The 24,170-nt window shown below is 52.1% G+C and carries 25 protein-coding genes, 2 pseudogenes and 1 other annotated feature; of the genes and pseudogenes, 9 read left to right on the forward strand and 18 right to left on the reverse strand.

Translation table 11 applies throughout. The features are described 5' to 3' along the window. Positions 1–7: 7 nt before the first annotated feature. Genes FEK66_RS01055 through FEK66_RS01065 form a run of 3 tightly spaced genes read right to left on the reverse strand, consistent with a single transcriptional unit; the run spans position 8 to position 1,201 of the window. Complete coding sequence (locus tag FEK66_RS01055; RefSeq protein WP_135495423.1) at positions 8–505, reverse strand: radical SAM protein; 498 nt, start codon at positions 503–505, stop codon at positions 8–10. Beyond that, positions 502–864, reverse strand: coding sequence for a DUF202 domain-containing protein (locus tag FEK66_RS01060; protein WP_130206779.1), 363 nt, complete (start codon positions 862–864; stop codon positions 502–504). The genes FEK66_RS01055 and FEK66_RS01060 overlap by 4 nt, the downstream gene beginning before the upstream one ends. After that, positions 854–1,201 (reverse strand): YidH family protein, encoded by a 348-nt coding sequence (locus tag FEK66_RS01065; protein WP_000703955.1) that lies wholly within the window; start codon positions 1,199–1,201, stop codon positions 854–856. The genes FEK66_RS01060 and FEK66_RS01065 overlap by 11 nt, the downstream gene beginning before the upstream one ends. A 108-nt stretch (positions 1,202–1,309) precedes the next feature. Between FEK66_RS01065 and yidI the strand changes: the two genes are divergently transcribed. Further along, on the forward strand, positions 1,310–1,759 hold the full coding sequence (gene yidI / locus FEK66_RS01070; RefSeq protein WP_130261106.1) for a protein YidI: 450 nt from the start codon (positions 1,310–1,312) through the stop codon (positions 1,757–1,759). A 77-nt stretch (positions 1,760–1,836) separates the two neighbouring features. On the opposite strand, the gene FEK66_RS01075 is transcribed toward yidI, so the two are convergent. The 3 genes from FEK66_RS01075 to ibpA form a co-directional block, all read right to left on the reverse strand. Then, the gene (locus tag FEK66_RS01075) at positions 1,837–3,498 is read right to left on the reverse strand and encodes a putative transporter (RefSeq protein ID WP_130206782.1); all 1,662 of its coding nucleotides are present in this window, start codon (positions 3,496–3,498) and stop codon (positions 1,837–1,839) included. Positions 3,499–3,693: 195 nt separating this feature from the next. Beyond that, the gene (ibpB, locus tag FEK66_RS01080) at positions 3,694–4,122 is read right to left on the reverse strand and encodes a small heat shock chaperone IbpB (protein WP_001243426.1); all 429 of its coding nucleotides are present in this window, start codon (positions 4,120–4,122) and stop codon (positions 3,694–3,696) included. 110 nt (positions 4,123–4,232) lie between these two features. Next, entirely contained in the window at positions 4,233–4,646 is a 414-nt protein-coding gene (gene ibpA, locus FEK66_RS01085) for a small heat shock chaperone IbpA (protein WP_001243437.1), read from the reverse strand. After that, positions 4,640–4,712: a sequence feature (ROSE (Repression Of Heat Shock gene Expression) occurs in the 5'-region of heat shock genes and acts as an RNA thermometer to modulate expression.), on the reverse strand. (Overlaps the previous gene by 7 nt.) 238 nt (positions 4,713–4,950) lie before the next feature. Between ibpA and FEK66_RS01090 the strand changes: the two genes are divergently transcribed. Continuing rightward, positions 4,951–5,283, forward strand: a complete 333-nt coding sequence (locus FEK66_RS01090; RefSeq protein ID WP_135495424.1) for a YceK/YidQ family lipoprotein — start codon at positions 4,951–4,953, stop codon at positions 5,281–5,283. Between the two features lies 1 nt (position 5,284). On the opposite strand, the gene FEK66_RS01095 is transcribed toward FEK66_RS01090, so the two are convergent. Continuing rightward, on the reverse strand, positions 5,285–6,499 hold the full coding sequence (locus FEK66_RS01095) for a DUF3748 domain-containing protein (protein WP_205714130.1): 1,215 nt from the start codon (positions 6,497–6,499) through the stop codon (positions 5,285–5,287). Positions 6,500–6,599: 100 nt separating this feature from the next. On the opposite strand from FEK66_RS01095, the gene cbrA reads away from it, so the two are divergent. After that, complete coding sequence (cbrA, locus tag FEK66_RS01100; RefSeq protein ID WP_135495425.1) at positions 6,600–7,700, forward strand: colicin M resistance lipid reductase CbrA; 1,101 nt, start codon at positions 6,600–6,602, stop codon at positions 7,698–7,700. Here the strand turns inward: cbrA and FEK66_RS01105 are convergent. The 5 genes and pseudogenes from FEK66_RS01105 to dgoR all read right to left on the reverse strand — a co-directional run bounded on the left by FEK66_RS01105 (position 7,661) and on the right by dgoR (position 11,102). Next, complete coding sequence (locus tag FEK66_RS01105) at positions 7,661–8,998, reverse strand: MFS transporter (RefSeq protein ID WP_167854262.1); 1,338 nt, start codon at positions 8,996–8,998, stop codon at positions 7,661–7,663. The genes cbrA and FEK66_RS01105 overlap by 40 nt on opposite strands. A 74-nt stretch (positions 8,999–9,072) precedes the next feature. Beyond that, positions 9,073–10,221: a galactonate dehydratase gene (dgoD, locus tag FEK66_RS01110; protein WP_135495427.1), complete on the reverse strand. Its 1,149-nt coding sequence runs from the start codon at positions 10,219–10,221 to the stop codon at positions 9,073–9,075. Then, positions 10,218–10,289, reverse strand: a pseudogene (locus FEK66_RS01115) (2-dehydro-3-deoxy-6-phosphogalactonate aldolase); the annotation flags it as partial. The pseudogene FEK66_RS01115 and the gene dgoD, both read right to left, overlap by 4 nt. Continuing rightward, positions 10,283–10,384: pseudogene (locus FEK66_RS01120) on the reverse strand (2-oxo-3-deoxygalactonate kinase); the annotation flags it as partial. The pseudogenes FEK66_RS01115 and FEK66_RS01120, both read right to left, overlap by 7 nt. A gap of 28 nt (positions 10,385–10,412) precedes the next feature. Continuing rightward, complete coding sequence (gene dgoR, locus FEK66_RS01125; RefSeq protein WP_130206792.1) at positions 10,413–11,102, reverse strand: D-galactonate utilization transcriptional regulator DgoR; 690 nt, start codon at positions 11,100–11,102, stop codon at positions 10,413–10,415. Positions 11,103–11,379: 277 nt separating this feature from the next. Between dgoR and FEK66_RS01130 the strand changes: the two genes are divergently transcribed. Beyond that, positions 11,380–12,036, forward strand: a complete 657-nt coding sequence (locus FEK66_RS01130) for a hypothetical protein (protein WP_135495455.1) — start codon at positions 11,380–11,382, stop codon at positions 12,034–12,036. 43 nt (positions 12,037–12,079) lie between these two features. Here FEK66_RS01130 and yidA read toward each other — a convergent pair whose 3' ends face one another. From yidA to dnaA, 6 genes are all read right to left on the reverse strand, one after another. Beyond that, complete coding sequence (gene yidA, locus FEK66_RS01135) at positions 12,080–12,892, reverse strand: sugar-phosphatase (RefSeq protein ID WP_130206794.1); 813 nt, start codon at positions 12,890–12,892, stop codon at positions 12,080–12,082. Between the two features lie 114 nt (positions 12,893–13,006). Next, positions 13,007–13,405: a YidB family protein gene (locus tag FEK66_RS01140; protein ID WP_205712815.1), complete on the reverse strand. Its 399-nt coding sequence runs from the start codon at positions 13,403–13,405 to the stop codon at positions 13,007–13,009. Positions 13,406–13,644: 239 nt separating this feature from the next. After that, on the reverse strand, positions 13,645–16,059 hold the full coding sequence (gyrB, locus tag FEK66_RS01145; protein WP_130206798.1) for a DNA topoisomerase (ATP-hydrolyzing) subunit B: 2,415 nt from the start codon (positions 16,057–16,059) through the stop codon (positions 13,645–13,647). 28 nt (positions 16,060–16,087) lie between these two features. After that, entirely contained in the window at positions 16,088–17,161 is a 1,074-nt protein-coding gene (gene recF, locus FEK66_RS01150; protein ID WP_000060112.1) for a DNA replication/repair protein RecF, read from the reverse strand. After that, positions 17,161–18,261: a DNA polymerase III subunit beta gene (gene dnaN, locus FEK66_RS01155; RefSeq protein ID WP_135495428.1), complete on the reverse strand. Its 1,101-nt coding sequence runs from the start codon at positions 18,259–18,261 to the stop codon at positions 17,161–17,163. The genes recF and dnaN overlap by 1 nt, the downstream gene beginning before the upstream one ends. Before the next feature lie 4 nt (positions 18,262–18,265). Further along, positions 18,266–19,666 carry a chromosomal replication initiator protein DnaA gene (dnaA, locus tag FEK66_RS01160; RefSeq protein ID WP_000059100.1) on the reverse strand — a complete coding sequence of 467 codons (1,401 nt, stop codon included), beginning with the start codon at positions 19,664–19,666 and terminating at the stop codon, positions 18,266–18,268. Between the two features lie 606 nt (positions 19,667–20,272). Here dnaA and rpmH point away from each other — a divergent pair. From rpmH to mnmE, 5 genes are all read left to right on the forward strand, one after another. After that, positions 20,273–20,413: a 50S ribosomal protein L34 gene (gene rpmH / locus FEK66_RS01170; RefSeq protein ID WP_000831330.1), complete on the forward strand. Its 141-nt coding sequence runs from the start codon at positions 20,273–20,275 to the stop codon at positions 20,411–20,413. Positions 20,414–20,429: 16 nt separating this feature from the next. Next, positions 20,430–20,789 carry a ribonuclease P protein component gene (gene rnpA / locus FEK66_RS01175; protein WP_000239730.1) on the forward strand — a complete coding sequence of 120 codons (360 nt, stop codon included), beginning with the start codon at positions 20,430–20,432 and terminating at the stop codon, positions 20,787–20,789. Continuing rightward, positions 20,753–21,010, forward strand: coding sequence for a membrane protein insertion efficiency factor YidD (gene yidD / locus FEK66_RS01180; protein ID WP_001307474.1), 258 nt, complete (start codon positions 20,753–20,755; stop codon positions 21,008–21,010). Before rnpA ends, yidD begins: the two co-directional genes overlap by 37 nt. Before the next feature lie 2 nt (positions 21,011–21,012). Continuing rightward, positions 21,013–22,659, forward strand: a complete 1,647-nt coding sequence (yidC, locus tag FEK66_RS01185; RefSeq protein ID WP_064525945.1) for a membrane protein insertase YidC — start codon at positions 21,013–21,015, stop codon at positions 22,657–22,659. Between the two features lie 105 nt (positions 22,660–22,764). Further along, positions 22,765–24,129, forward strand: coding sequence for a tRNA uridine-5-carboxymethylaminomethyl(34) synthesis GTPase MnmE (gene mnmE / locus FEK66_RS01190; protein WP_135495429.1), 1,365 nt, complete (start codon positions 22,765–22,767; stop codon positions 24,127–24,129). Positions 24,130–24,170: the final 41 nt, after the last annotated feature.

Below are 24,170 nucleotides of genomic sequence, written 5' to 3' on the forward strand. Positions count from 1 at the left end.
GCTCACGTCACCGCAGCATCGTCATCAACTCCATAGGAGAACGATGCTGCTTTATCAGGTCACGCATCACCCGCATGTGCGGCGCAGAGTGGGAATAAAAAGCTTGATAGCCAACACAAAGCACGTTGCCAGGAGAATCCTCCAGGGAATGCCGGCACAAGCGACGCCAGTCGCACACCTGACACTCCCGCCGAAGTTGTACGTTTTCGCTCCCGCACCATTTTTGCAGCGTAGCGTCAAAAAGTTCGACTGATATACGACCAATATCTGCACGTACCCAACGCTCGAACAGAGCGATTAAAAATTGCCCCCACAGTTCAGCCGTCACCGAAGAAGCTGTCAGCTCGCCCCGGTCATCAAATTCTATATGGGGAATAAGTTGCACGGAGCGAAGACCCCGCTGTTTGAAATTCTGATAAAAATCGGCAGGTTGTAGCGCATCTTTATACTCTACAACCAGTTTATGCCTGTCCTCTTCAGCATTTACAACCTGACTTCCTGTCATGCGACTCTCTCAATCAATACGATTAGTTGATGTATATGCGTTACAGCAAACAGTATTGCAAGAGATAACACCGCGAGGGAGATCATAAATTTGTCACGGATGACGTTAAATTGAGAAAAATCACTATTAGTCACATCCATTAAATTACGATTACGGGTATAGCGCCAAAGTATTAATGCCACAATGGCGAGGATGCCAATAGAAATCCAGAACAACGCGCCGGCCTGATGCCAGTTGTGTTTAATTGCCAGCGCCATCAGCGCGCCATAACCCAGCATGGTGCGAAACCACGCCAACGATGTCCGTTCTGGCTGAAGTCCGGGATCAGCAATGCGTCTGGCTTTGCGACTATCCGGCATACAGCACCAGCCCCATGACTATTACCGCTACGATCATCAATATTAAGCTGATGATTAATAAGCTGTTGGTATAGGGTAAGTCCTCTTTCAGACGCATCGCTTTTTCATTGCGTAACCAGCGCAGATAGCCATACATCGCTAATCCGCCGGAAAACAGGCATAACAATAACGCCAGCAGCTCACGAATGACGGGCGTAGCGAAGTCTGGCGCAAGTTGATCCAACCCGACGCCCGCCGCCAGAAATCCCAACGCGGTACGGATCCATGCCAGAAATGTACGTTCATTAGCCAACGAAAAGCGGTAATCAGGCGCTTCTCCAAGGCGGGAAATTTTCATTGTTGCTCCTTTGCACTTTCACTAACGCTCTGCCTTTAGCGGTTATTTTTAAGAATTTCGTCCACCCGTTTCCTGATATGCTTTTGCCATCCACTACAAGGAGGTCTGATGGGTATCATAGCGCAAAATAAAAGCAGTTCACTGGGCATGCTGTTCGGTGCTATCGCTTTATTGATGGGTATTATCCACTTTTCATTCGGCCCTTTTGCCGCGCCACCACCAACGCTGGAAAGCATCGTGGCGGACAAAACGGCTGAAATTAAAAGAGGTCTTCTCGCCGGAATAAAAGGTGAAAAAATTACCACCGTGGAGAAAAAAGAGGACGTGGATGTCGATAAAATCCTCGATCAAGGCGGTATCGCACTGGCCATTGCCGCGCTACTCTGCGCATTTGTTGGCGGTATGCGTAAGGAAAATCGCTGGGGCATTCGAGGCGCACTGGTATTTGGCGGCGGGACGCTGGCTTTCCATACCTTGCTTTTTGGTATCGGCATCGTGTGCAGCATTTTGCTGATATTCCTTATCTTTTCCTTCCTGACCGGCGGTTCACTGGTTTAAGCAACGCGGTAATGTTCAGAAATGCATTGTGAATGCCAGGTGGAGAACCATTTATGGCGACTCCACCCGGAAAAGCGTTAGCCGATACTCCAGAAAAGCACCGCCAGTAACTGTGGTGTGATAATGCGCAGGAACATAACTAACGGATACACCGTGGCGTAAGAGAGCGCTGCCGCGCCACTGGTAGGATGAAGATTATTGGCAAACGCCAGTGCCGGAGGATCGGTCATTGAACCCGCGAGCATCCCGCACATCGTGAGATAATTCATTTTGACTAACATCCGCGCCAGAATGCCAGCCGTGATCAGCGGAATTGCAGTAATCAATGCGCCATAGCCTATCCAGCTTAACCCTTCGCCATCCACCAGTGTATGGATAAAATCGCCGCCGGATTTCAGGCCAACTACCGAGAGAAACAGTACGATACCCAGTTCGCGCAGCGCCAGGTTGGCACTTGGCGGCATAAACCAGTAAAGCTTACCAATGCTGCCGATACGCCCGAGGATCAGCGCCATAATCAGCGGACCACCCGCCAGCCCCAACTTCAACGCAGCCGGGAATCCAGGCACAAACACCGGAATGGAACCCAACAATACGCCAAGCCCAATACCAATAAACACCGGTAACATTTGTACCTGTTGCAATTTTTGCTGCGCATTACCTAATACATTAGCAACGGCATCAATCGCGGACGGGCGTCCAACCAGGTTGAGAATATCGCCAAATTGCAGGCTAATATCGCTACTTGCAACTAATTCAACGCCAGCACGGTTCAGGCGCGAAATAACGACGTCATAGCGCTCCTTAAAGTGCAGGTCGCGAATACGTTTACCAAGCACATTCTCATTGGTGACCACCACGCGTTCGACGCGCAGATCGGTGCCTTTCGTCGACAGCGAGGTATCCACTTCCTGACCAATCACCAATTGCGCATTATGTAAATCCGCAGGCTGCCCCACCAGATGAAGCAAATCGCCCAACTGAATAATGGTTTCCGGAGAAGGTACTTTGAGGGTTTCCTCTCGTTTCAATCGCGAGCAGATAACTTTATCGCCATTGAGAATCGGTACGTCTTTAATCGCTAAATTATGTAAGTTAGGGTTATCAACACGGATGTTAATGGTCCTGATCAGCACGCTACCGTTAGTCCGCGTAGACTCGTGTTGCAACGCCTCAGTCTCAACATTGACGCGGAAAATAACCCGCAGCATCCACATAGTGAACAAAATGCCGCAAATCCCAAATGGATACGCCATCGCATAGCTCATCCCCATCTGATCGACCATCTCCATCGGTGTCCCCAGGTCGCGTAAGATCTGCTGACCTGCACCCAGCGCTGGTGTATTGGTGACCGCGCCGGAGAAAATCCCCAGTACCACGGGAAGTGGAATATCGAACAGTTTATGCAGGATGGCGGTGACCAGACCACCGAGGATGACAACCAAAACAGCAAACAAATTGAGGCGTAATCCGGAGACACGCAACGAGGCAAAGAAGCCCGGCCCCACCTGAATACCGATAGTATAAACGAACAGGATCAGACCAAATTCCTGGATAACATGCAGCATGTCGCTGCTTAATGTCATCCCCGCCTGTGAAACAAAATGGCCGACGATGATCCCACCGAACAGCACGCCGCCAATGCCCAATCCAACACCGCGAAACTTGACGTTGCCGATAAACAACCCGACGACCGCCACCAAAGCCAGAATACTGACCGTTAATGCTATATCACTCATCGTCCATTTCTCTTGAAATAACATTTTAATTGCTACGGATTATGGCTGAATCGGTGAAGCAGATTTGCCTTATGGCGCACATTATCACGGTAAAGAAAGTGCCGGAACATCTTAAATTGGCGAAAATTAAAACATTGTTGAAGATTGCAGGCAAAAAAAGCCCCACCAAACTGGCGGGGCAAAGAGAATAGCTAATTAGCTATTTAACGCGGGACGTTCGCTGATAGCGATACGCTGCGCTGCGATGGGTTCAGGCTCATTACGAATTAAATCAATATGCAGTAAACCATTAACGAAGGTTGCGCCAGAGACTTCCATATTTTCAGCCAGCGTAAAGCTCAGGCTAAACGGCTGATTCATAAGCCCTTGATGCAGCCATTTCTTCTCTTCTTTTGGCTGCTCCGGCGTGCCTTTTACGCTCAGGCGCGTTCCTTCCAGTTGAATATCTAAATCTTCCTGACGAAAACCTGCCAGCGCAAGGGTAATGCGGTAGTGGTTATCGTCGCTTTTCTCAATGTTGTACGGCGGGAAGCTCTGGCTTTCACCGGCGTTTTGCAGTGCGTTGGCCAGTTTGTCAAAACCGATCCATTGACGCATCAGTGGGGATAAATCGAAGTTACGCATAGTCATTTCTCCTTCTAAGAAGCGAGTAAGTACCTGCAAATCCGAAGATTCGCATATGCTCCCTGACGGCGAGCATCAAATGTCAGGCCGCGCACTGCGGCCTTAGAGAATTAGTTGATTTCGATACGGCGCGGTTTTTTCGCTTCAGGAATCACGCGTTCGAGATCGATATACAGCAGACCGTTCACCAGGTTAGCGCCACGAACATGAATGTTCTCAGCTAACTGGAATTTACGTTCAAAGTTGCGTTCAGCGATGCCCTGGTACAGATAGGTGCGCTCTTTTTGTTCGTCGGCGTGAGCACCTTTCACTACCAGCAGATTGTCCTGGGCGGTAATTTCCAGTTCACTTTCGGCAAAGCCAGCCACCGCGATAGCAATGCGGTAATGGTTTTCGTCTACCAGTTCAACATTGTACGGTGGGTAGCCGCCATTACTCTGGCTCTGGTTGTTTTCTAAGTGGTTAAACAAACGGTCAAATCCAATAGCAGAACGGTAAAGCGGAGATAAATCAAAGTTACGCATAATTAATAGCTCCTGAAATCAGCGAGAATGTAAGACCTTCCACAATGGACAGGTCGGATAGCCAGAACACCCATCAGGCGTGTTCTCATTGGCTACGGTATAAAAATGGGTCTGGATATGCACTTTTCAAGTCTTTTCGACGGACTTTTTTTTGCAGTTTGTGGTCTATTGCATAGACTGGGGGGCAGCACGAAACGTTAAAGTGCGATAGCCGCCACAGTGCGACATGATGATGATGTTATTTTCAGCAAGGGATCGCTATAACACATCATGCCAACACCAACGATCAACAGATGAATTTATTATGATAAGAAATGTGTTGTTAGCGCTCATGATATGCAGCGGAATGACGTTACTCGGAGGATGCTCCAGCGTAATGTCCCATACCGGGGGGAAGGAGGGAACGTATCCCGGCACCCGCGCCAGTGTCACCATGATTGGTGATGACACAACAAACTGGGGAACCAAATCGCTGGCAATTCTCGATATGCCATTTACCGCAGTCATGGATACGCTACTTCTGCCATGGGATGCGTTCCGCAAAGACAGTTCAGTGCGCTCGCGCGTGGAAAAAAGCGAAGCCGACGCGCAAGCCATCAATGCCGTCATTCCACCAGCCAGAATGCCCGTGAACTGATTTAGCGGCCAGTTTTGGTTATCCACAACTGGCCGGCTTCCATCCACGCCAGCCATTGACCATCCGGCGAGAAGACCACCGCGTCCGCTGAAGGTGAGTTGGCGTGATTTTCGGTTAAATACTCAACTTCGCCGCTTTGCGCGTGTACGCAGGCAATACGGTTATCCAGCACAACGCCCAGCCATTCTCCCGATGGATGCCAGTTGAATGCTGACTGAATATCCGTTTTGTTATGTGTTAACTGGCGCGGTTCGCCGCCCTGTGGCGAGATAAGCCACAGTTGCACAATGCCGTTATCATCACGCATTAAAAACGCGATTTGCGTTCCTTGTGGGTTACACCGCACCCAGTGGCGCGGGACGTTGACTAACCCCGGGTAATTACGATGGTGCGTAAAGGTTAAACGTCGCTGCACGACGCCACGCGGTGGCGCGGGCAGAGTTGATTCCGTTCCGCTTAACGGCACATCACCTGCCGCTTTCCAGCCAATTTCATCTTGCGGCAATTCAACAATAAACAGCTCCGGCACTTTCTCGCCCTTTTGCGAAAGCGTATCGCCAATAAACGCCAGAGCGTGGTTTCCTACCCATCCTTCTTCATAAGCACGATTGATTTCATCACTGCCAGGCTGCGGCGTGGGCGTTGTTTTACTCACCAGCACGCACCAGTGGCTACCGCTGTATTCACGCGGATGCTGTTTTTGCACATTGACCGGACCAAACGGCGCTGCCACCCCGACGTTTCGCAAATCCAGCGCTGGATCGCGTTCATGCAGCACGTGGTCGTTATAGGTAAAACTCACCATTTCACCGTTTGGGCTAAAGACATGTACATGACTGCCGCCGCGTAACGCCCCTGGGGTGTACGGAGCAGTAATATCCATTGCATCGAGATTGCTCACCTTGCCGTCTTCAACAACCACGCCGCGACGGTGATGGAAATCGTAATGCCATGTTTCATCAGGATTTTCAGGGCCGTGGATGAAGATATACTTCTCTGACTTCGGATGAACGGTCACCACGCCGACGTGCGCGCCCTGTGACGCGCAGTAGATAACCTCGACCTCGCCGGTATGGATATTCACACGCTCAATGGTTTCACCGGTAAACGACGCGCCAGAAGGACGCACGTCAAATATCAGCCACTGGCTGTCGGGCGTCCAGGTATTGGTATTGGTGAGCAGGTGATTACGGGGAGCAAAGGTTATCTGTTTCATGGCGCGGTCCTGATACAAAACGGTTCCCGCCATCATACTTCACAAGGACTTCACTTTCAGACATTAGTCTTTTGCCATCGTGATGAATGTGAGTGAAAAGATGGAACATTTTGACGTGGCGATTATTGGCCTCGGCCCGGCAGGGTCGGCGTTGGCGCGAAAGTTAGCAGGCAAAATGCAGGTGATCGCGCTGGATAAAAAGCACCAGCATGGGACTGAAGGTTTCAGCAAACCTTGTGGCGGTCTGCTGGCACCGGACGCGCAGCGATCTTTTATTCGCGATGGACTGACGCTTCCTGTCGATGTGATCGCTAATCCGCAGATTTTCAGCGTCAAAACCGTCGACGTCGCCGCATCTCTCACGCGTAACTACCAGCGAAGCTATATCAATATTAATCGCCACGCTTTCGACTTGTGGATGAAATCGCTGATCCCCGCCAGCGTTGAGGTTTATCACGATAGCCTGTGCCGGAAAATCTGGCGTGAGGATGACAAATGGCATGTCATTTTTCGTGCAGACGGCTGGGAGCAGCATATTGCTGCCCGCTATCTGGTCGGTGCCGATGGTGCCAACTCGATGGTGCGGCGACATCTCTACCCGGACCATCAAATTCGTAAATATGTCGCTATCCAGCAGTGGTTCGCAGAGAAACATCCGGTGCCGTTCTACTCCTGCATCTTTGATAATGCGATAACTGACTGTTATTCATGGAGTATCAGCAAAGACGGTTATTTTATCTTTGGCGGTGCCTATCCGATGAAAGACGGTCAGACACGATTCACGGCGCTGAAAGAGAAAATGAGCGCCTTTCAGTTCCAGTTTGGTAAGGCGGTGAAAAGCGAAAAATGCACGGTGCTGTTTCCCTCACGCTGGCAGGATTTTGTCTGCGGTAAGGACAACGCCTTTCTGATTGGTGAAGCGGCGGGATTTATCAGCGCCAGCTCGCTGGAGGGGATTAGCTATGCGCTGGATAGCGCAGAGATTCTGCGTGCAGTGTTCCTGAAACAGCCGGAGAAGAGCAACGCCGCTTACTGGCGCGCCACCCGCAAACTGCGTTTAAAACTCTTCGGCAAGATAGTAAAAAGCCGATGCCTGACCGCACCGGCTTTAAGAAAGTGGATTATGCGCAGTGGTGTGGCGCATATTCCACAGTTGAAAGATTATCCAACGCGCTTCACATCGCCCACCAGCAGAATGTAAGAGAGTGCGCCAATCAACGCGACGGCAGAAATATAAACCAGTGCAGGTGCGAAACCGTAACCCTGCGCCAGGTACCCCACCACCAGCGGAACGGTGATACCGCCCAGACCACCGGCAAAGTTAAACACGCCGCCGGTTAAACCAATCAGGCGCATCGGTGCCAGAGAAGAAACCAGCGACCAGGTAATCGAAGCAAAACCGTTGCCAAAGAATGCCAGCGCCATCAGGCACATAATCATCATCGGATCGTTGGTGTAGTTAGCGCCCATAATGCAGGTGGAGATCAGCAAGCCGCAGATAATCGGCGTTTTACGCGCAAAGCCCAGTGAAAAGCCCTTACGTACCAGCAGATCCGCGACCCAGCCAGAGAGCAGGACGCCGACAAACGCCGCGAGGAATGGCACCGTGGTCATAAAGCCTGCTTTCAGCGCGGTGATTCCTTTTTCCTGGGTTAAATAGTTCGGGAACCAGGTTAAGAAAAACCACAGTGTAGAAGCCACCGCAAATTGCCCAAGATAGACGCCGATCAGTTTACGATGGAACACCAGTTTCCAGTCTTTGGCTGTTAACGGCTGACGCGCCTCTTTTTTCACCGGCGCATCGCCATCCACCAGACCGCCGCCATCACGAATGTAATCCAGTTCAGCTTTGCTGATGCCTTTGGTCAGGCGCGGCGGCTGATAAACCTTAAACCAAATCAGCGACCAGATAATGCCGATACCACCGGTGACAATGAACACCCAGTGCCAGCTCAACATTTCCTGAATCCAGATCAGCAGCGGAGTCAAAAACGCCAGACCGACAAACTGACCAGACGTATAAAAACCAACGGCGGAAGCGCGTTCATGTTCCGGGAACCAGCTGGTCACCATCCGGTTATTGGTCGGGAAAGCGGGCGCTTCGAAAATACCGGTTATCGCGCGCAGACCAATTAATGACATTAATCCCGTGGCAAAGCCCTGAAATAATGTCGCCACTGACCAACCAAATATCGCAATAAAGTAAGTCACGCGTGAACCTACGCGATCTAAAAACCAACCGCCAGGGATCTGACATAAGGCATAAAGCCAGGCAAAGGCCGAAAATACATAGCCCATTTGCGCTTTCGTAATGCCGAACTCTTCCTGAATATGGGCGGAAGCCACGGCCAGGTTAGCGCGGTCAACATAACAAATGACCACCGTAATAAAGATCATCACCAGCGTCAGATAACGCCGACGCCCCGGCTTTGCTGCATTAACGGGAATATCCATAGCGAGCTGTCTCCAGATTTTGGGCATAGCGAAGCCGCTCACCATGCCCTGTAATGTACAGAGGGTTATATTTTTGTATTGCTGTTTTAGTGCCCGATGAGGGGCTTACGTGGCAGGAATTACCACTCTGCTACGCTGTTATCTTCATGACGCCAGAGCGGATTACGCCAGTCCGGGGCATTTTTACTGAACTCAATAACTTTAGCTTCGTCGATTTCCACGCCTAAGCCCGGTTTCGTTAGCGGTTTAAAGAAGCCGCCGACCATGCTGAAGTCCTCTTTGTTTTTCACAAAGTCGAGTAACTCCGCGCCTTTGTTGTAATGAATGCCCATACTTTGTTCCTGAAGTACGGCGTTATAGGAAACAAAGTCGATATGCAGGCAAGCCGCCAGTGCAATCGGTCCGAGCGGACAGTGCGGCGCAAGGGTCACATCATAGGCTTCTGCCATTGCGGCAATTTTGTAGCATTCGGTAATACCGCCTGCGTGGGAGAGATCCGGTTGCAGAATCGAAATACCGCCCGCCTCCAGCACGCGTTTAAAATCGAAGCGTGAGAACATGCGCTCACCCGCCGCCAGTGGAATATGCGTCTGTGCCGCCAGTTTCGGGTAGTATTCGGCTTGTTCCGCCAGCACCGGCTCTTCAATAAACAGCGGGCGATACGGCTCCAGTTCTTTAATCAGCACTTTCGCCATAGGCGCGCTGACGCGACCGTGGAAATCAAGGCCAAACTCAATCTGATTGCCAAAGGCTTCACGAATTTGTGCCACGGTGTTGACCGCCGCATCCACCGCGCGGGAGTTATCAATCAGCCCAAGTTCTTCGCAACCATTCAACTTGAAGGTATCGAAGCCAATGTCACGCAGAGTTTTAATGCCGTCGATAACATCCGCCGGACGATCGCCACCGACCCAACTGTAGGCTTTGATTTTGTCGCGAACCAAGCCGCCCATCAGTTGCCAGACTGGCGCATTCAGCTCTTTGCCTTTGATATCCCATAACGCCTGGTCAATCCCGGCAATGGCGCTCATCAGGATCGGACCACCACGATAAAATCCGGCACGATACATCACTTGCCATAAGTCGTTGATGCGCGAAGGATCCTGACCAATCAAATAGTCACCCAGCTCGTGAACTGCCGCTTCAACCGTGCGCGCGCGGCCTTCAATCACTGGCTCGCCCCAACCGACCACGCCTTCATCGGTTTCAATTTTCAGGAACATCCAACGGGGAGGTAAACGATACGTGGTAATTTTGGTGATTTTCATTGCACTGCCTCTCGATACGCCTTAACAAATGCTGCTGCCTGCTACGTGGTACGTTCTACGGATTGCCCGGTGCCTGCGCGCCGTGCAATTGGGTTTCTTCACCACGCATATCATTGTGGTTATCGTCATGAGAGAGGCACACGCTGGGGATTATGGAGATATTCCCCAGTCAATTGCGATGTAGCACACTGTCATGTGATTTCCTTTAACCTTCGTGTCGAGCTGGCGATCATGGTAAGCGCCGCCTGCTCTGCCGCATCGCCGTCCTGATGCCGTATCGCATCGAATAACACTTTATGTTCCAGGAGAGTTTGTGGCATGTTAGCCTCATCCCCTCGCCAGGTTCGTTCAAAAACCGCTCGCTGCAACGAACTGATCGCAATGCTAAGTTGCTGTAATACCGGGTTATGCACCGACTGCAACACCGCCTCGTGATAGCGAATATCCGCTTCGTTAAACGCCTCGCGATCCTGATTGTTGGCAATCATCTCGTTCAGCGCGGACTCAATCTGCGCCAGATCGCTGGAGGTCGCGCGCTCCGCCGCCCAGCGGGCAATCGCCGGTTCCACCAGATTTCGCACTTCGCTCATTGCACTGATAAGCCGTGGGTCGTAGTCGTTTTCCAGCACCCATTGCAGTACGTCAGTGTCGAGGTAATTCCACTGGTTACGCGCTGTCACAAACGCCCCGCGATAACGTTTCATTTCAATCAGCCGCTTCGCCATCAGCGAACGGAACACTTCACGGATGATGTTGCGCGAGGTTGCAAACTCCTCACAGAGTTCCGCCTCGGCCGGAAGCGGTGAGCCAGGCACGTATTTGCCGTGAACGATCTGTTTACCCAGTGTAATGACGATGCGATCGGTTTTATTGAGAGTCATGGAGAGTCCTTGTGCTCTGTATGTTCTTCTCTACTTTACCCCGATCGATGCATAACGCGGCAACTTTGTAGTACCAGCGTGATGACATTCGCGTTTGCCGTGTGTGTAATGTAGTACAGGTTAATATTATTGTACTACAATTTAGATCACAAAAAGAACAACTGGTAAGAAAATGTCCTGCCTCAGGCAGAAATCTGAAAAGGGATGTCGGGCGCTAAACAGGGGGGAAATAAGAGTATGCTTTCAACGGCTTAGCCACTCGTTTAAAGGATTAATTATGAAGTTGAATTTTAAGGGATTTTTTAAGGCTGCCGGTTTGTGTTCTTTGGCATTCGCGTTGACCGGATGTCTAACAGCAGGACTGCTTTTCAATACCGCAAGCCCTCCACATGCCGAACAATGGCGGTCAGACTCAATTAAGGGTTTATCGCTGGCAGAGGATAGTAATGGTACGAAAGGCTATGTTTTTGTAGGAGAATCGCTGGACTACCTGTTGACCAACGGCGGCGATGAGGTGGTTAAAATGCTGAACGATCCGGCAATTCATGGCGCAAGAATCACCGTTTCCGATAATGCGAAATTTATTTTAAGCAGCGGTCATAAGAATTTTTCTGGTGTTATTACGCTCTATTACGACTGGAACGGTGAGGAAGATAAAGCACTGGCGACACAATATGGTTTTATTTGTGATACCCGGCGTTGTACATGGATGCTGGACAGCCTGAAAGGCTCTATCCACCAGAAAAATAAAAAAGCAGATTACTCAAATATGATGGTTTTCCACCAACCCTTTACGGTGGGATTTTATGCGTACAAAACAACAGATGGAGTTCCGCGCGGCCTCGCTAATGCTCTGCTGCCAGTCACTCTTACGCTGGATATAGTAACGTCACCACTCCAGTTCCTGATTTTATGCACGACCAGAAATTGTTAATCGCTGCGGGCAAACGCGTTCGTGCTGTTTGCCCGCCCACTGATTAATTCAGCACATACTTCTCAATGGCAAACGCCACGCCATCTTCAAGGTTGGATTTGGTGACAAAGTTCGCCACTTCTTTCACCGAAGGAATAGCGTTATCCATCGCCACACCGACGCCTGCGTATTCAATCATTGCGATGTCGTTTTCCTGATCGCCAATCGCCATGATTTCTTCCGGTTTAATACCTAACACGTCGGCCAATGATTTCACACCCGTACCTTTGTTAACGCGTTTATCGAGGATTTCGAGGAAGTACGGCGCACTTTTCAGCACGGTATATTTCTCTTTCACTTCCTGCGGAATACGCGCAATGGCCTGGTCGAGGATGGCGGGTTCATCAATCATCATCACTTTCAGGAGCTGTATATTGGGGTCCATTTTTTCCGCTTCGCAGAATACCAGCGGAATGGTAGCCACAAATGATTCATGCACCGTGTAATAGCTGATATCACGGTTAGCGGTGTACAGCGTGGTGCGGTCCAGCGCGTGGAAATGGGAACCGACTTCGCGAGAGAGTTTTTCCAGGAAACGGTAGTCGTCATAGCTCAGGGCTGTTTGCGCCACAGTGCTGCCATCGGCGGCCTTCTGCACCAACGCGCCGTTGTAAGTAATGCAGTAGTCGCCTGGCTGTTCCATGTGCAGTTCTTTCAGGTAGTTGTGAACGCCTGCATAAGGGCGGCCCGTCGTTAGCACAACATTCACGCCACGGGCGCGAGCTGCGGCAATCGCATTTTTAACGGCGGGTGAAATGGTGTGATCGGGCAGCAGAAGGGTGCCATCCATATCGATAGCAATGAGTTTGATAGCCATGAGTTCCCCAGGTAGATTGATTCCTGACCCATGCTAACGCGATTGCGCTCAAAAATCAGTACAACACCCGAGGGAAAAGGGGGATGCAACGCGCGTTGCGTGTCCCCCTTTTGCTTAGCTGAAAAGTTTTCCTTTTAGCAACTCCATGCCTGCGGAAAGCAGATCGTTATTGGCTTGCGGCGAAACTTCGCCCTGCGGCGATAGAGCATCAATAATCTTCGGTAATTGTTCCGCCAGCATGTTGGAAGCAGCACTGGTATCAACACCGAGTTTTTGTCCAAGATCGGACACCGCATTTGTGCCAAGTGCCGATTCCAGTTGTTCGCCGCTCACCGGTTGATTGCTTTGTTGATTACTCAACCAGGTTGTGAGAATGGCACCTAAGCCGCCACTTTGCAGTTTTTCCAGCAGTACCTGAACGCCGCCCTGCTCCTCGACCCAACTTAAAATCGCCTGATATTTCCCCGCATCGCCTTTCAAAAAGGCACCTACAACTTCATCAAAAAGCCCCATGATAATCACCTGTAAAGCGTTACGCGTTGACTCAAAAAGTATAGTTCTGCGGGATGATAATTGCGGATAACAGGAATAAAAAGGGCGGAGATGATCTCCGCCCTTTTCTTATAGCTTCTTGCCGGATGCGGCGTTAACGCCTTCTCCGGCCTACAAAATCATGAAAATTCAATATATTGCATGAGTCTTGTAAGCCTGATAAGCGTAGCGCATCAGGCACGCTCGCATTGTTAACGCCATTAAATATCGATATTCGCCGCTTTCAGTGCGTTCTCTTCGATAAATGCACGACGCGGTTCAACGGCGTCGCCCATCAGCGTGGTGAACAGCTGGTCGGCGGCAATCGCATCCTTAACGGTAACGCGCAGCATACGACGGCTTTCCGGGTCCATAGTGGTTTCCCACAGCTGTTCCGGGTTCATCTCGCCCAGACCTTTATAACGCTGAATGGAGAGGCCGCGACGGGACTCTTTCACCAGCCAGTCCAGCGCCTGCTCGAAGCTGGCTACCGGCTGACGACGCTCACCACGTTCGATAAACGCATCTTCTTCCAGCAAGCCACGCAGTTTCTCGCCCAGAGTGCAGATACGACGATATTCGCCACCAGTGATGAACTCGTGATCCAGCGGGTAGTCAGTATCCACGCCGTGGGTACGCACGCGAACAATCGGCTCGAACAGGTTTTTCTCGGCATTGGTGTGGACATCAAACTTCCATTGGCTGCCGTGCTGTTCTTTGTCGTTCAGTTCGCTGACCAGCGCGTTCACCCAACGGGTAACGGTCTGCTCATCAGAGAGGTCGGCTTCCGTCAGCGTTGGCTGATAGATAAGCTCTTTCAGCATTGCTTTCGGATAACGACGCTCCATACGCACGATCATTTTCTGCGCCGCATTGTACTCAGACACCAGTTTTTCTAACGCTTCGCCCGCTAAAGCTGGTGCGCTGGCGTTGGTATGTAAGGAAGCACCATCCAGTGCGATGGAGATTTGGTACTGATCCATCGCTTCATCGTCTTTAATGTACTGTTCCTGCTTACCTTTCTTCACTTTGTACAGCGGCGGTTGGGCAATGTAAACGTGACCACGTTCAATGATTTCTGGCATCTGACGATAGAAGAAGGTCAACAGCAGCGTACGAATGTGCGAGCCGTCGACGTCCGCATCGGTCATGATGATGATGCTGTGATAACGCAGTTTGTCCGGGTTGTACTCGTCACGACCAATCCCGCAGCCAAGCGCGGTGATCAGCGTCGCCACTTCCTGGGAGGCCAGCATCTTATCGAAGCGGGCTTTCTCGACGTTGAGGATTTTACCTTTCAACGGCAGAATCGCCTGGTTCTTGCGGTTACGCCCCTGTTTTGCAGAGCCGCCCGCAGAGTCCCCTTCCACAAGGTACAGTTCAGAGAGCGCGGGGTCGCGTTCCTGACAGTCCGCCAGTTTGCCCGGCAGGCCAGCTAAATCCAGCGCACCTTTACGACGGGTCATTTCACGAGCGCGACGCGCAGCTTCACGGGCGCGGGCAGCATCGATAATTTTGCCAACCACGATTTTCGCGTCGGTCGGATTTTCCAGCAGGTATTCCGCCAGCAGTTCGTTCATCTGCTGTTCAACCGCCGATTTCACCTCAGAAGAAACCAGTTTGTCTTTGGTCTGGGAGGAGAATTTCGGGTCCGGCACTTTCACGGAAACGACCGCAATCAGGCCTTCACGCGCATCGTCACCGGTGGCGCTGACTTTGGCTTTTTTGCTGTAGCCTTCTTTGTCCATGTAGGCGTTCAGGGTACGGGTCATCGCCGCACGGAAGCCTGCCAGGTGAGTACCGCCGTCACGCTGCGGAATGTTGTTGGTAAAGCAGTAGATGTTTTCCTGGAAGCCATCGTTCCACTGCAGCGCCACTTCAACGCCGATACCGTCTTTTTCGGTTGAGAAATAGAAGATATTTGGGTGGATCGGCGTTTTGTTCTTGTTCAGATACTCAACGAACGCCTTGATACCGCCTTCATAGTGGAAGTGGTCTTCTTTACCATCACGCTTGTCTTTCAGACGAATGGAAACGCCGGAGTTGAGGAACGACAACTCACGCAGACGTTTCGCCAGAATTTCATATTCGAACTCGGTCACATTGGTGAAGGTTTCGAGGCTGGGCCAGAAACGCACCATCGTACCGGTTTTATCGGTGTCGCCAGTAACCGCCAGCGGAGCCTGCGGTACACCGTGTTCGTAGATCTGACGGTGAATTTTACCCTCGCGCTGGATAACCAGCTCCAGTTTTTGCGACAGGGCGTTTACTACCGAAACACCAACGCCGTGCAGACCGCCGGACACTTTATAGGAGTTATCGTCAAATTTACCGCCTGCGTGCAGGACGGTCATGATCACTTCCGCCGCCGATACGCCCTCTTCCGGGTGAATACCGGTCGGAATACCGCGCCCGTCGTCCTGTACAGAGACAGAGTTATCGGCGTGAATGGTGACGATAATTTCTTTACAGTGACCCGCGAGCGCTTCGTCGATAGCGTTATCTACCACCTCGAATACCATGTGGTGCAGACCGGTGCCGTCATCCGTGTCGCCGATATACATACCCGGGCGCTTACGCACCGCATCCAGCCCTTTCAGGACTTTGATACTGGAGGAGTCATAAGAATTCGACATCAACGTTTCTCGCTCATTTATACTTGGGTTAATCCGTTATTTTACCCTTTTCCACGGTAAACATCTTCGAATTTTCGTCCGACATGTCTATAACGTGTTCAGCACTGATCGCGCTGACAAAGACCTGTGATTGCGTCGCTTTTAAGCGGCTGGCAAGCAGCCCGCGACGCTCATCATCAAGCTCAGAGGCAAAATCATCTATCAGGTAGAGACACCGCCGCCCGCTTTCACGGGTGAGGAACTCTCCTTGCGCCAGACGTAAGGCGCACATCAGCAGCTTAAGCTGCCCACGCGATAAGGTATCTTCCACCGGCGCACCGTCGGCGCGAATGCGTAAGTCCGCTTTATGCGGGCCGTGCGCGGTGTAGGTTAGCTGGCGATCGCGTTCAAAATTACGTTCCAGCACCTCAGCGTACTCTGTCTCTTTCTCCCAGCCGCGCTGAAAAGAGAAAGTCAGAGAAAACTCAGGGAGAAATTGCTTACAGGTATCGGCCATATCGGCCGCGATACCGGCGCTATACTCCGCGCGCCAGGTGCTGATTTGCTCTGCCAGCGGGATCAATTCTTTATCCCACGGGCGTAGCTGTTCGTAACGTGTCACCTGACGCAGCGCCGCATTGCGCTGCTTGAGCAACCGCTTGAGATTGCTCCAGGCGGTGAAAAATCCGGGTTCGTTGTGAAAGCATCCCCAGTCGAGGAATGCTCTTCTGTATTTGGGGCCGCCGTTGAGTAAAGTAAACCCTTCTGGCGTTATCAGTTGCATCGGCATCAGGTGCGCCAGCTCCGCGACTTTATGCCCGTCAGTACCGTCGATACGGACTTTGCTGTCGCCCTGTTTGTCTTTGGTTAAGCCAATCGCCGTCTCGCGCTCTTCGCCCTGCAAACGCCCGTGGAGCACAAACGCCTCCTGCTCGTGGCGAATAACGCGACCAATCTGCAAACTACGAAACGCCCGACCATGGCCGAGCGTATAGATGGCTTCCAGCACGCTGGTTTTGCCACTGCCGTTGGCACCTACCAGAAAGTTAAAGCCGGGAGATAAAGCGAGATCCGCGGTTTCAATGTTGCGGAAATCGCGGATCAACAAGCGGGTGAGGGACATTACAGTCTCATTGGCATGACAACATAAGCCGCGCTCTGGCTGGCTGCATCTTCAATCTGCACGCTGGAAACCGAATCGGTCAGCATCATGCGCACGTTTTCGCATTTCAGCGCGTTCAGAACATCCAGCACATAGCTGACGTTGAAGCCGATTTCCATCTCCGCACCGCTATAGGTAACGTCGAGGATCTCTTCCGCTTCTTCCTGTTCCGGGTTGTTGGCGGTGATTTTCAGCTGGTTTTCGCTGACATACAGGCGCACACCGCGGAATTTCTCGTTAGAGAGAATAGCCGCGCGAGCAAACGCCTGCTTGAGCAGATCGCAGCCTGCTTCCAGATGTTTGTCCGGGTTCTTCGGCAGAACGCGGCGGTAATCCGGGAAGCGACCATCCACCAGTTTCGAGGTGAAGATAAAGTCACCAACGTGGGCGCGAATATTGTTGCTACCAATCTGCACGCGCAGCGGATTGTCGCCGCCGTCGAGCATACGCATCAGTTCAATCACACCTTTACGCGGCACGATCACCGAATGGCTCGGCAAAGGCTGACCAATTGGCATTGAACAGACCGCCAGACGGTGTCCGTCGGTCGCCACGGTGCGCAGTTCTTCACCTTCGGTTTCGAACAGCATACCGTTTAAGTAATAGCGAACGTCCTGATGCGCCATAGAAAACTGGGTCGCTTCAATCAGACGCTTCATCGTCGCCTGTGGCAGGGTAAATTCGACTTCGCTCTGCCAGTCATCGAGGTTCGGGAAATCCGCCGCAGGCAGAGTGGAAAGCGAAAAACGGCTACGCCCGGAGCGCACCAACATTCGCTCACCTTCCAGCTGCACGGCAATTTCCGCGCCTTCAGGCAGACCACGGCAGATATCAAAGAATTTGCGCGCCGGAACGGTCGTCGCCCCTGGTTCGTGCGGCTGAACCAGCGCAACGCGTGCCACCATTTCCATCTCGAGATCAGTACCGGTCAGCGACAACGTACCGTCAGCAACCTGTAACAGCAGATTACCGAGAATCGGTAGCGTAGGACGACCACCTAACGGACCGCTCACCTGTTGTAGCGGTTTTAATAAATGCTCACGTTCTACGGTAAATTTCATAGGTTTACGATGACAATGTTCTGATTAAATTAGAGAAATCTTCTTTGATATCGTGACTCTCTTCACGCAATTGCTCGATCTTACGGCAGGCATGAAGCACCGTCGTGTGGTCACGACCACCAAACGCATCGCCAATCTCCGGCAGACTGTGGTTAGTCAGCTCTTTCGCCAGCGCCATCGCCATCTGACGTGGACGCGCTACCGAGCGGGATCGACGTTTGGAAAGGAGATCCGCGACTTTGATCTTGTAGTACTCTGCCACCGTCTTCTGAATATTGTCGATGGTGACCAGTTTTTCCTGCAAAGCCAGTAAGTCGCGCAGCGCCTCACGTACGAAGTCAATCGTGATCGCCCGTCCGGTAAAGTTGGCGTTAGCAATGACGCGGTTCAGCGCCCCTTCCAGCTCACGTACGTTAGATCGTAGACGCTTGGCAATAAAGAACGCGACTTCGCCCGGCAAACGAATGTCGTTTTCGTCGGCCTTTTTCATCAGGATCGCCACGCGGGTTTCCAGCTCTGGCGGTTCGATCGCTACAGTCAGCCCCCAGCCGAAGCGAGATTTCAAACGATCCTCAACACCGTTGATCTCTTTCGGATAGCGATCCGACGTGAGGATGATCTGCTGATTACCTTCCAGCAGGGCGTTAAAGGTATGGAAAAACTCTTCCTGGGATCGTTCTTTATTGGCGAAAAACTGAATATCGTCGATCAGCAGCGCATCAACGGAACGGTAGTAGCGTTTAAACTCTTCGATCGCATTGTTTTGCAGGGCTTTTACCATGTCCTGAACAAAGCGTTCGGAGTGCATATAAACCACTTTGGCATTCGGCTTGCGCGCCATAATGCCATTACCCACCGCATGAAGCAGGTGGGTTTTACCCAGCCCCGTGCCGCCATAAAGGAACAGCGGGTTATAGGCGCCGCCCGGGTTGTCTGCCACCTGGCGAGCCGCCGCGCGCGCCAGTTGGTTAGATTTACCTTCGACGAAGTTATCAAACGTATGTTTAACGTTGACGTTGGAACGATAGGTCGGTTCTGCCGGAGCCGGAACGTTATCCCAGCCTGAGCGCGTAGAAGGCGCAGCACGTTGCGGCTGCACCTGCGCTGCCTGAGCGGGTGCAACTGTATTGCTGGCAGGGACTTTCAGCGTTTGTGTCACGGGCTTTGTGCCCACTTCAAAACGCAGCTGTGGGGCATCCGCTCCGCAGAAACTGGTTAGCAGTCCATTGATATTATTAAGGTACTTGTCCCTTACCCAATCGAGGACAAAACGGTTTGGCGCGTACAAGGCCAGCGTGTTATCGCTCAGTTCCGCCTGCAATGGGCGTATCCACATACTGAATTCTGTGGCTGGTAACTCATCCTGCAATCGGGCAAGACACTGCTGCCAAAGCGAAAGTGACACGGCGGACTCCACTCGAACAAAAGTCGATTATGACTAAGGCTGAAACATTCATGATTGTTGACGCACGTCGAAAAGACCCTGCATGAGGGTGACGCACGAACCGCTGTCTGCGGTTATATGCCCGATCAAGATCCTGCAAAACGATCGGGACCGCGGATCATAGCCTAAACTGCGCAAGAGATCTTCTGTTTCTCACAGATTTTCCCGATTTATCCACAGGGCTTTCCAGAACTCGCTAAGTGTAAACGATCCTGCCGCAAGGCGGGCACGATTTACGCCGCATATTGGAAAATTTAATGACCTTAGACAAAATTAGGCTTAATCGATCTAAGAAAGATCCTGGACGATCCTTGCGCTTTACCCGGTAGCCCGTATAATCCTCGCCCCGGCGCGCCATGCTGGTTTTCACTGGTGTGAAGCCGTACATTTTCCCAGCGAAAAGGTGCGGAAAAGCGCGGTAAATAAGGAAAGAGAATTGACTCCGGAGTGTACAATTATTACAATCCGGCCTCTTTAATCACCCATGGCTTCGGTGTCCATCGTTTCATTTTTCGGCGGATATCCAATAAAGCCATTGAATTTATTCAAGTTTAGGTAGAAATCGCCATGAAACGCACTTTTCAACCGTCTGTACTGAAGCGCAACCGTTCTCACGGCTTCCGTGCTCGTATGGCTACTAAAAATGGTCGTCAGGTTCTGGCACGTCGTCGTGCTAAAGGCCGCGCTCGTCTGACCGTTTCTAAGTAATATAGCTAACCCCTGCGTGGTTAAGCTCGCATTTCCCAGGGAGTTACGTTTGTTAACTCCCAGTCAATTCACATTCGTCTTCCAGCAGCCACAACGGGCTGGCACGCCGCAAATTACCATTCTCGGCCGCCTGAATTCGCTGGGGCATCCCCGTATCGGTCTTACTGTCGCCAAGAAAAACGTTCGACGCGCGCATGAACGCAATCGGATTAAACGTCTGACGCGTGAAAGCTTCCGTCTGCGCCAACATGAACTCCCGGCTATGGATTTCGTGGTGGTGGCGAAAAAAGGGGTTGCCGACCTCGATAACCGTGCTCTCTCGGAAGCGTTGGAAAAATTATGGCGCCGCCACTGTCGCCTGGCTCGCGGGTCCTGATAGCCCTCATTCGGGTCTATCAACGCCTGATTAGTCCGCTACTCGGGCCGCATTGTCGTTTCACTCCAACCTGTTCAAGCTACGGAATTGAGGCATTGCGCAGGTTTGGAGTGATAAAAGGCAGTTGGTTGACGGTGAAACGCGTATTAAAATGCCACCCTTTACACCCTGGTGGTGACGATCCCGTCCCGCCCGGACCATTTGATACCAGAGAACACTAACGATGGATTCGCAACGCAATCTTTTAGTCATCGCTTTGCTGTTCGTGTCTTTCATGATCTGGCAAGCTTGGGAGCAGGATAAAAACCCGCAACCTCAGGCCCAACAGACCACGCAGACAACGACCACCGCAGCGGGTAGCGCCGCCGACCAGGGCGTACCGGCCAGTGGCCAGGGGAAACTGATTTCGGTTAAGACCGACGTACTTGATCTGACCATCAACACCCGTGGTGGTGATGTTGAACAGGCTCTGCTCCCGGCTTACCCGAAAGAGCTGAACTCTACCCAGCCGTTCCAGCTGCTGGAAACTTCACCGCAGTTTATTTATCAGGCACAGAGCGGTCTGACCGGTCGTGATGGCCCGGATAACCCGGCTAACGGCCCGCGTCCGCTGTATAACGTTGAAAAAGACGCTTATGTGCTGGCTGAAGGCCAAAACGAACTGCAGGTGCCGATGACGTATACCGACGCGGCAGGCAACACGTTTACCAAAACGTTTGTCCTGAAACGTGGTGATTACGCTGTCAACGTCAACTACAACGTGCAGAACGCTGGCGAAAAACCGCTGGAGATCTCCACCTTTGGTCAGTTGAAGCAATCCATCAATCTGCCACCGCATCTCGACACTGGAAGCAGCAACTTCGCACTGCATACCTTCCGTGGCGCAGCGTACTCCACGCCTGACGAGAAGTACGAGAAATACAAGTTCGATACCATTGCCGATAACGAAAACCTGAACATCTCTTCGAAAGGTGGTTGGGTGGCGATGCTGCAACAGTATTTCGCGACTGCGTGGATCCCGCATAACGACGGCACCAACAACTTCTACACCGCTAATCTGGGTAACGGCATCGCCGCTATCGGCTATAAATCTCAGCCGGTACTGGTTCAGCCTGGTCAGACTGGCGCGATGAACAGCACCCTGTGGGTTGGCCCGGAAATCCAGGACAAAATGGCAGCTGTTGCTCCGCACCTGGATCTGACCGTTGATTACGGTTGGTTGTGGTTCATTTCTCAGCCGCTGTTCAAACTGCTGAAATGGATCCATAGCTTTGTGGGTAACTGGGGCTTCTCCATTATCATCATCACCTTTATCGTTCGTGGCATCATGTACCCGCTGACCAAAGCGCAGTACACCTCCATGGCGAAGATGCGTATGCTGCAGCCGAAGATTCAGGCTATGCGTGAGCGTCTGGGCGATGACAAACAGCGTATCAGCCAGGAAATGATGGCGCTGTACAAAGCTGAGAAGGTTAACCCGCTGGGCGGCTGCTTCCCGCTGATTATCCAGATGCCAATCTTCCTGGCGTTGTACTACATGCTGATGGGTTCCGTTGAACTGCGTCAGGCACCGTTCGCACTGTGGATCCACGACCTGTCTGCACAGGACCCGTACTATATCCTGCCGATCCTGATGGGCGTAACGATGTTCTTCATTCAGAAGATGTCGCCGACCACTGTGACCGACCCGATGCAGCAGAAGATCATGACCTTTATGCCGGTCATCTTCACCGTGTTCTTCCTGTGGTTCCCGTCAGGTCTGGTGCTGTACTATATCGTCAGCAACCTGGTTACCATTATTCAGCAGCAGCTGATTTACCGTGGTCTGGAAAAACGTGGCCTGCATAGCCGCGAGAAGAAAAAATCCTGATTCGGTGAGTTTTCGCTAAAATAAGGGCGGTCAGTTGACCGCCTTTTTTCTTTTCGTAGGGCGGATAAGCACCGCGCATCCGCCACACAAAGCAACAGGAACATCATGAGCGATAATGACACTATCGTAGCCCAGGCCACGCCTCCGGGACGTGGCGGCGTTGGCATCCTGCGCATCTCCGGCCTCAAAGCCCGTGAAGTTGCCGAAACCGTGCTGGGTAAACTGCCTAAGCCGCGCTACGCCGATTATCTTCCGTTTAAAGACGCCGACGGCAGCGTGCTCGATCAGGGGATTGCGCTATGGTTCCCTGGCCCGAACTCGTTCACCGGCGAAGATGTGCTGGAACTGCAGGGTCATGGCGGTCCGGTGATCCTCGACCTGCTGTTAAAACGTATTCTGACCATTCCCGGCCTGCGAATTGCCCGCCCTGGCGAGTTTTCAGAACGCGCGTTTCTTAACGATAAACTTGATTTAGCCCAGGCAGAAGCGATTGCCGATCTGATCGATGCCAGCTCGGAACAGGCGGCCCGTTCGGCGCTTAATTCGCTGCAAGGCGCGTTCTCCGCACGGGTTAATCATCTGGTAGAAGCCCTTACCCACCTGCGTATTTACGTCGAAGCGGCGATTGATTTCCCCGATGAAGAGATCGATTTCCTCTCCGACGGCAAAATTGAAGCCCAGCTCAATGGCGTAATTGCCGATCTTGACGCGGTACGCGCCGAAGCTCGTCAGGGCAGCCTGTTGCGCGAAGGGATGAAAGTGGTGATTGCCGGACGTCCTAACGCCGGTAAATCGAGCCTGCTGAACGCGCTGGCTGGGCGTGAAGCGGCGATCGTGACGGATATCGCCGGAACCACGCGTGACGTGCTGCGCGAGCATATCCACATTGACGGGATGCCTCTGCATATCATCGATACCGCCGGGCTACGCGAAGCCAGCGATGAAGTGGAACGTATTGGTATCGAGCGCGCATGGCAGGAAATTGAACAAGCCGACCGTGTGCTGTTTATGGTTGATGGCACCACCACGGATGCCGTTGATCCGGCAGTGATCTGGCCGGAATTTATCGCCCGTCTGCCCGCCAAACTACCGATCACCGTCGTGCGCAATAAAGCCGATATCACCGGCGAAACGCTGGGAATGAGCGAAGTGAACGGTCACGCGTTAATTCGTCTCTCGGCAAGAACTGGTGAAGGTGTGGACGTGCTGCGTAACCATCTCAAACAGAGTATGGGCTTTGACACCAACATGGAAGGCGGCTTCCTGGCGCGTCGTCGCCACCTACAGGCACTGGAACAGGCAGCGGAGCATTTGCAGCAAGGTAAAGCACAGCTGTTGGGCGCATGGGCGGGCGAATTGCTGGCGGAAGAGCTGCGCCTGGCGCAGCAGAACTTGAGCGAGATTACCGGGGAGTTTACCTCTGACGACCTACTGGGGCGGATTTTCTCCAGCTTCTGTATTGGTAAGTAACCGCACTTACGAAGCCGCATCTGGTAGTCAGGATGCGGCTT

Origin of the sequence: Escherichia sp. E1130 (assembly GCF_005781065.1) — a bacterium.
GTDB lineage: Bacteria > Pseudomonadota > Gammaproteobacteria > Enterobacterales > Enterobacteriaceae > Escherichia.

Excerpts from the sequence above, each read along its gene's own strand:
- FEK66_RS01055 (WP_135495423.1), bottom strand. The coding sequence starts at position 505 with ATGACAGGAAGTCAGGTTGTAAATGCTGAAGAGGACAGGCATAAACTG.
- FEK66_RS01060 (WP_130206779.1), bottom strand. The coding sequence starts at position 864 with ATGCCGGATAGTCGCAAAGCCAGACGCATTGCTGATCCCGGACTTCAG.
- FEK66_RS01065 (WP_000703955.1), bottom strand. The coding sequence starts at position 1,201 with ATGAAAATTTCCCGCCTTGGAGAAGCGCCTGATTACCGCTTTTCGTTG.
- yidI (WP_130261106.1), top strand. The coding sequence starts at position 1,310 with ATGGGTATCATAGCGCAAAATAAAAGCAGTTCACTGGGCATGCTGTTC.
- FEK66_RS01075 (WP_130206782.1), bottom strand. The coding sequence starts at position 3,498 with ATGAGTGATATAGCATTAACGGTCAGTATTCTGGCTTTGGTGGCGGTC.
- ibpB (WP_001243426.1), bottom strand. The coding sequence starts at position 4,122 with ATGCGTAACTTCGATTTATCCCCACTGATGCGTCAATGGATCGGTTTT.
- ibpA (WP_001243437.1), bottom strand. The coding sequence starts at position 4,646 with ATGCGTAACTTTGATTTATCTCCGCTTTACCGTTCTGCTATTGGATTT.
- FEK66_RS01090 (WP_135495424.1), top strand. The coding sequence starts at position 4,951 with ATGATAAGAAATGTGTTGTTAGCGCTCATGATATGCAGCGGAATGACG.
- FEK66_RS01095 (WP_205714130.1), bottom strand. The coding sequence starts at position 6,499 with ATGAAACAGATAACCTTTGCTCCCCGTAATCACCTGCTCACCAATACC.
- cbrA (WP_135495425.1), top strand. The coding sequence starts at position 6,600 with ATGGAACATTTTGACGTGGCGATTATTGGCCTCGGCCCGGCAGGGTCG.
- FEK66_RS01105 (WP_167854262.1), bottom strand. The coding sequence starts at position 8,998 with ATGGTGAGCGGCTTCGCTATGCCCAAAATCTGGAGACAGCTCGCTATG.
- dgoD (WP_135495427.1), bottom strand. The coding sequence starts at position 10,221 with ATGAAAATCACCAAAATTACCACGTATCGTTTACCTCCCCGTTGGATG.
- dgoR (WP_130206792.1), bottom strand. The coding sequence starts at position 11,102 with ATGACTCTCAATAAAACCGATCGCATCGTCATTACACTGGGTAAACAG.
- FEK66_RS01130 (WP_135495455.1), top strand. The coding sequence starts at position 11,380 with ATGAAGTTGAATTTTAAGGGATTTTTTAAGGCTGCCGGTTTGTGTTCT.
- yidA (WP_130206794.1), bottom strand. The coding sequence starts at position 12,892 with ATGGCTATCAAACTCATTGCTATCGATATGGATGGCACCCTTCTGCTG.
- FEK66_RS01140 (WP_205712815.1), bottom strand. The coding sequence starts at position 13,405 with ATGGGGCTTTTTGATGAAGTTGTAGGTGCCTTTTTGAAAGGCGATGCG.
- gyrB (WP_130206798.1), bottom strand. The coding sequence starts at position 16,059 with ATGTCGAATTCTTATGACTCCTCCAGTATCAAAGTCCTGAAAGGGCTG.
- recF (WP_000060112.1), bottom strand. The coding sequence starts at position 17,161 with ATGTCCCTCACCCGCTTGTTGATCCGCGATTTCCGCAACATTGAAACC.
- dnaN (WP_135495428.1), bottom strand. The coding sequence starts at position 18,261 with ATGAAATTTACCGTAGAACGTGAGCATTTATTAAAACCGCTACAACAG.
- rpmH (WP_000831330.1), top strand. The coding sequence starts at position 20,273 with ATGAAACGCACTTTTCAACCGTCTGTACTGAAGCGCAACCGTTCTCAC.
- yidD (WP_001307474.1), top strand. The coding sequence starts at position 20,753 with ATGGCGCCGCCACTGTCGCCTGGCTCGCGGGTCCTGATAGCCCTCATT.
- yidC (WP_064525945.1), top strand. The coding sequence starts at position 21,013 with ATGGATTCGCAACGCAATCTTTTAGTCATCGCTTTGCTGTTCGTGTCT.
- mnmE (WP_135495429.1), top strand. The coding sequence starts at position 22,765 with ATGAGCGATAATGACACTATCGTAGCCCAGGCCACGCCTCCGGGACGT.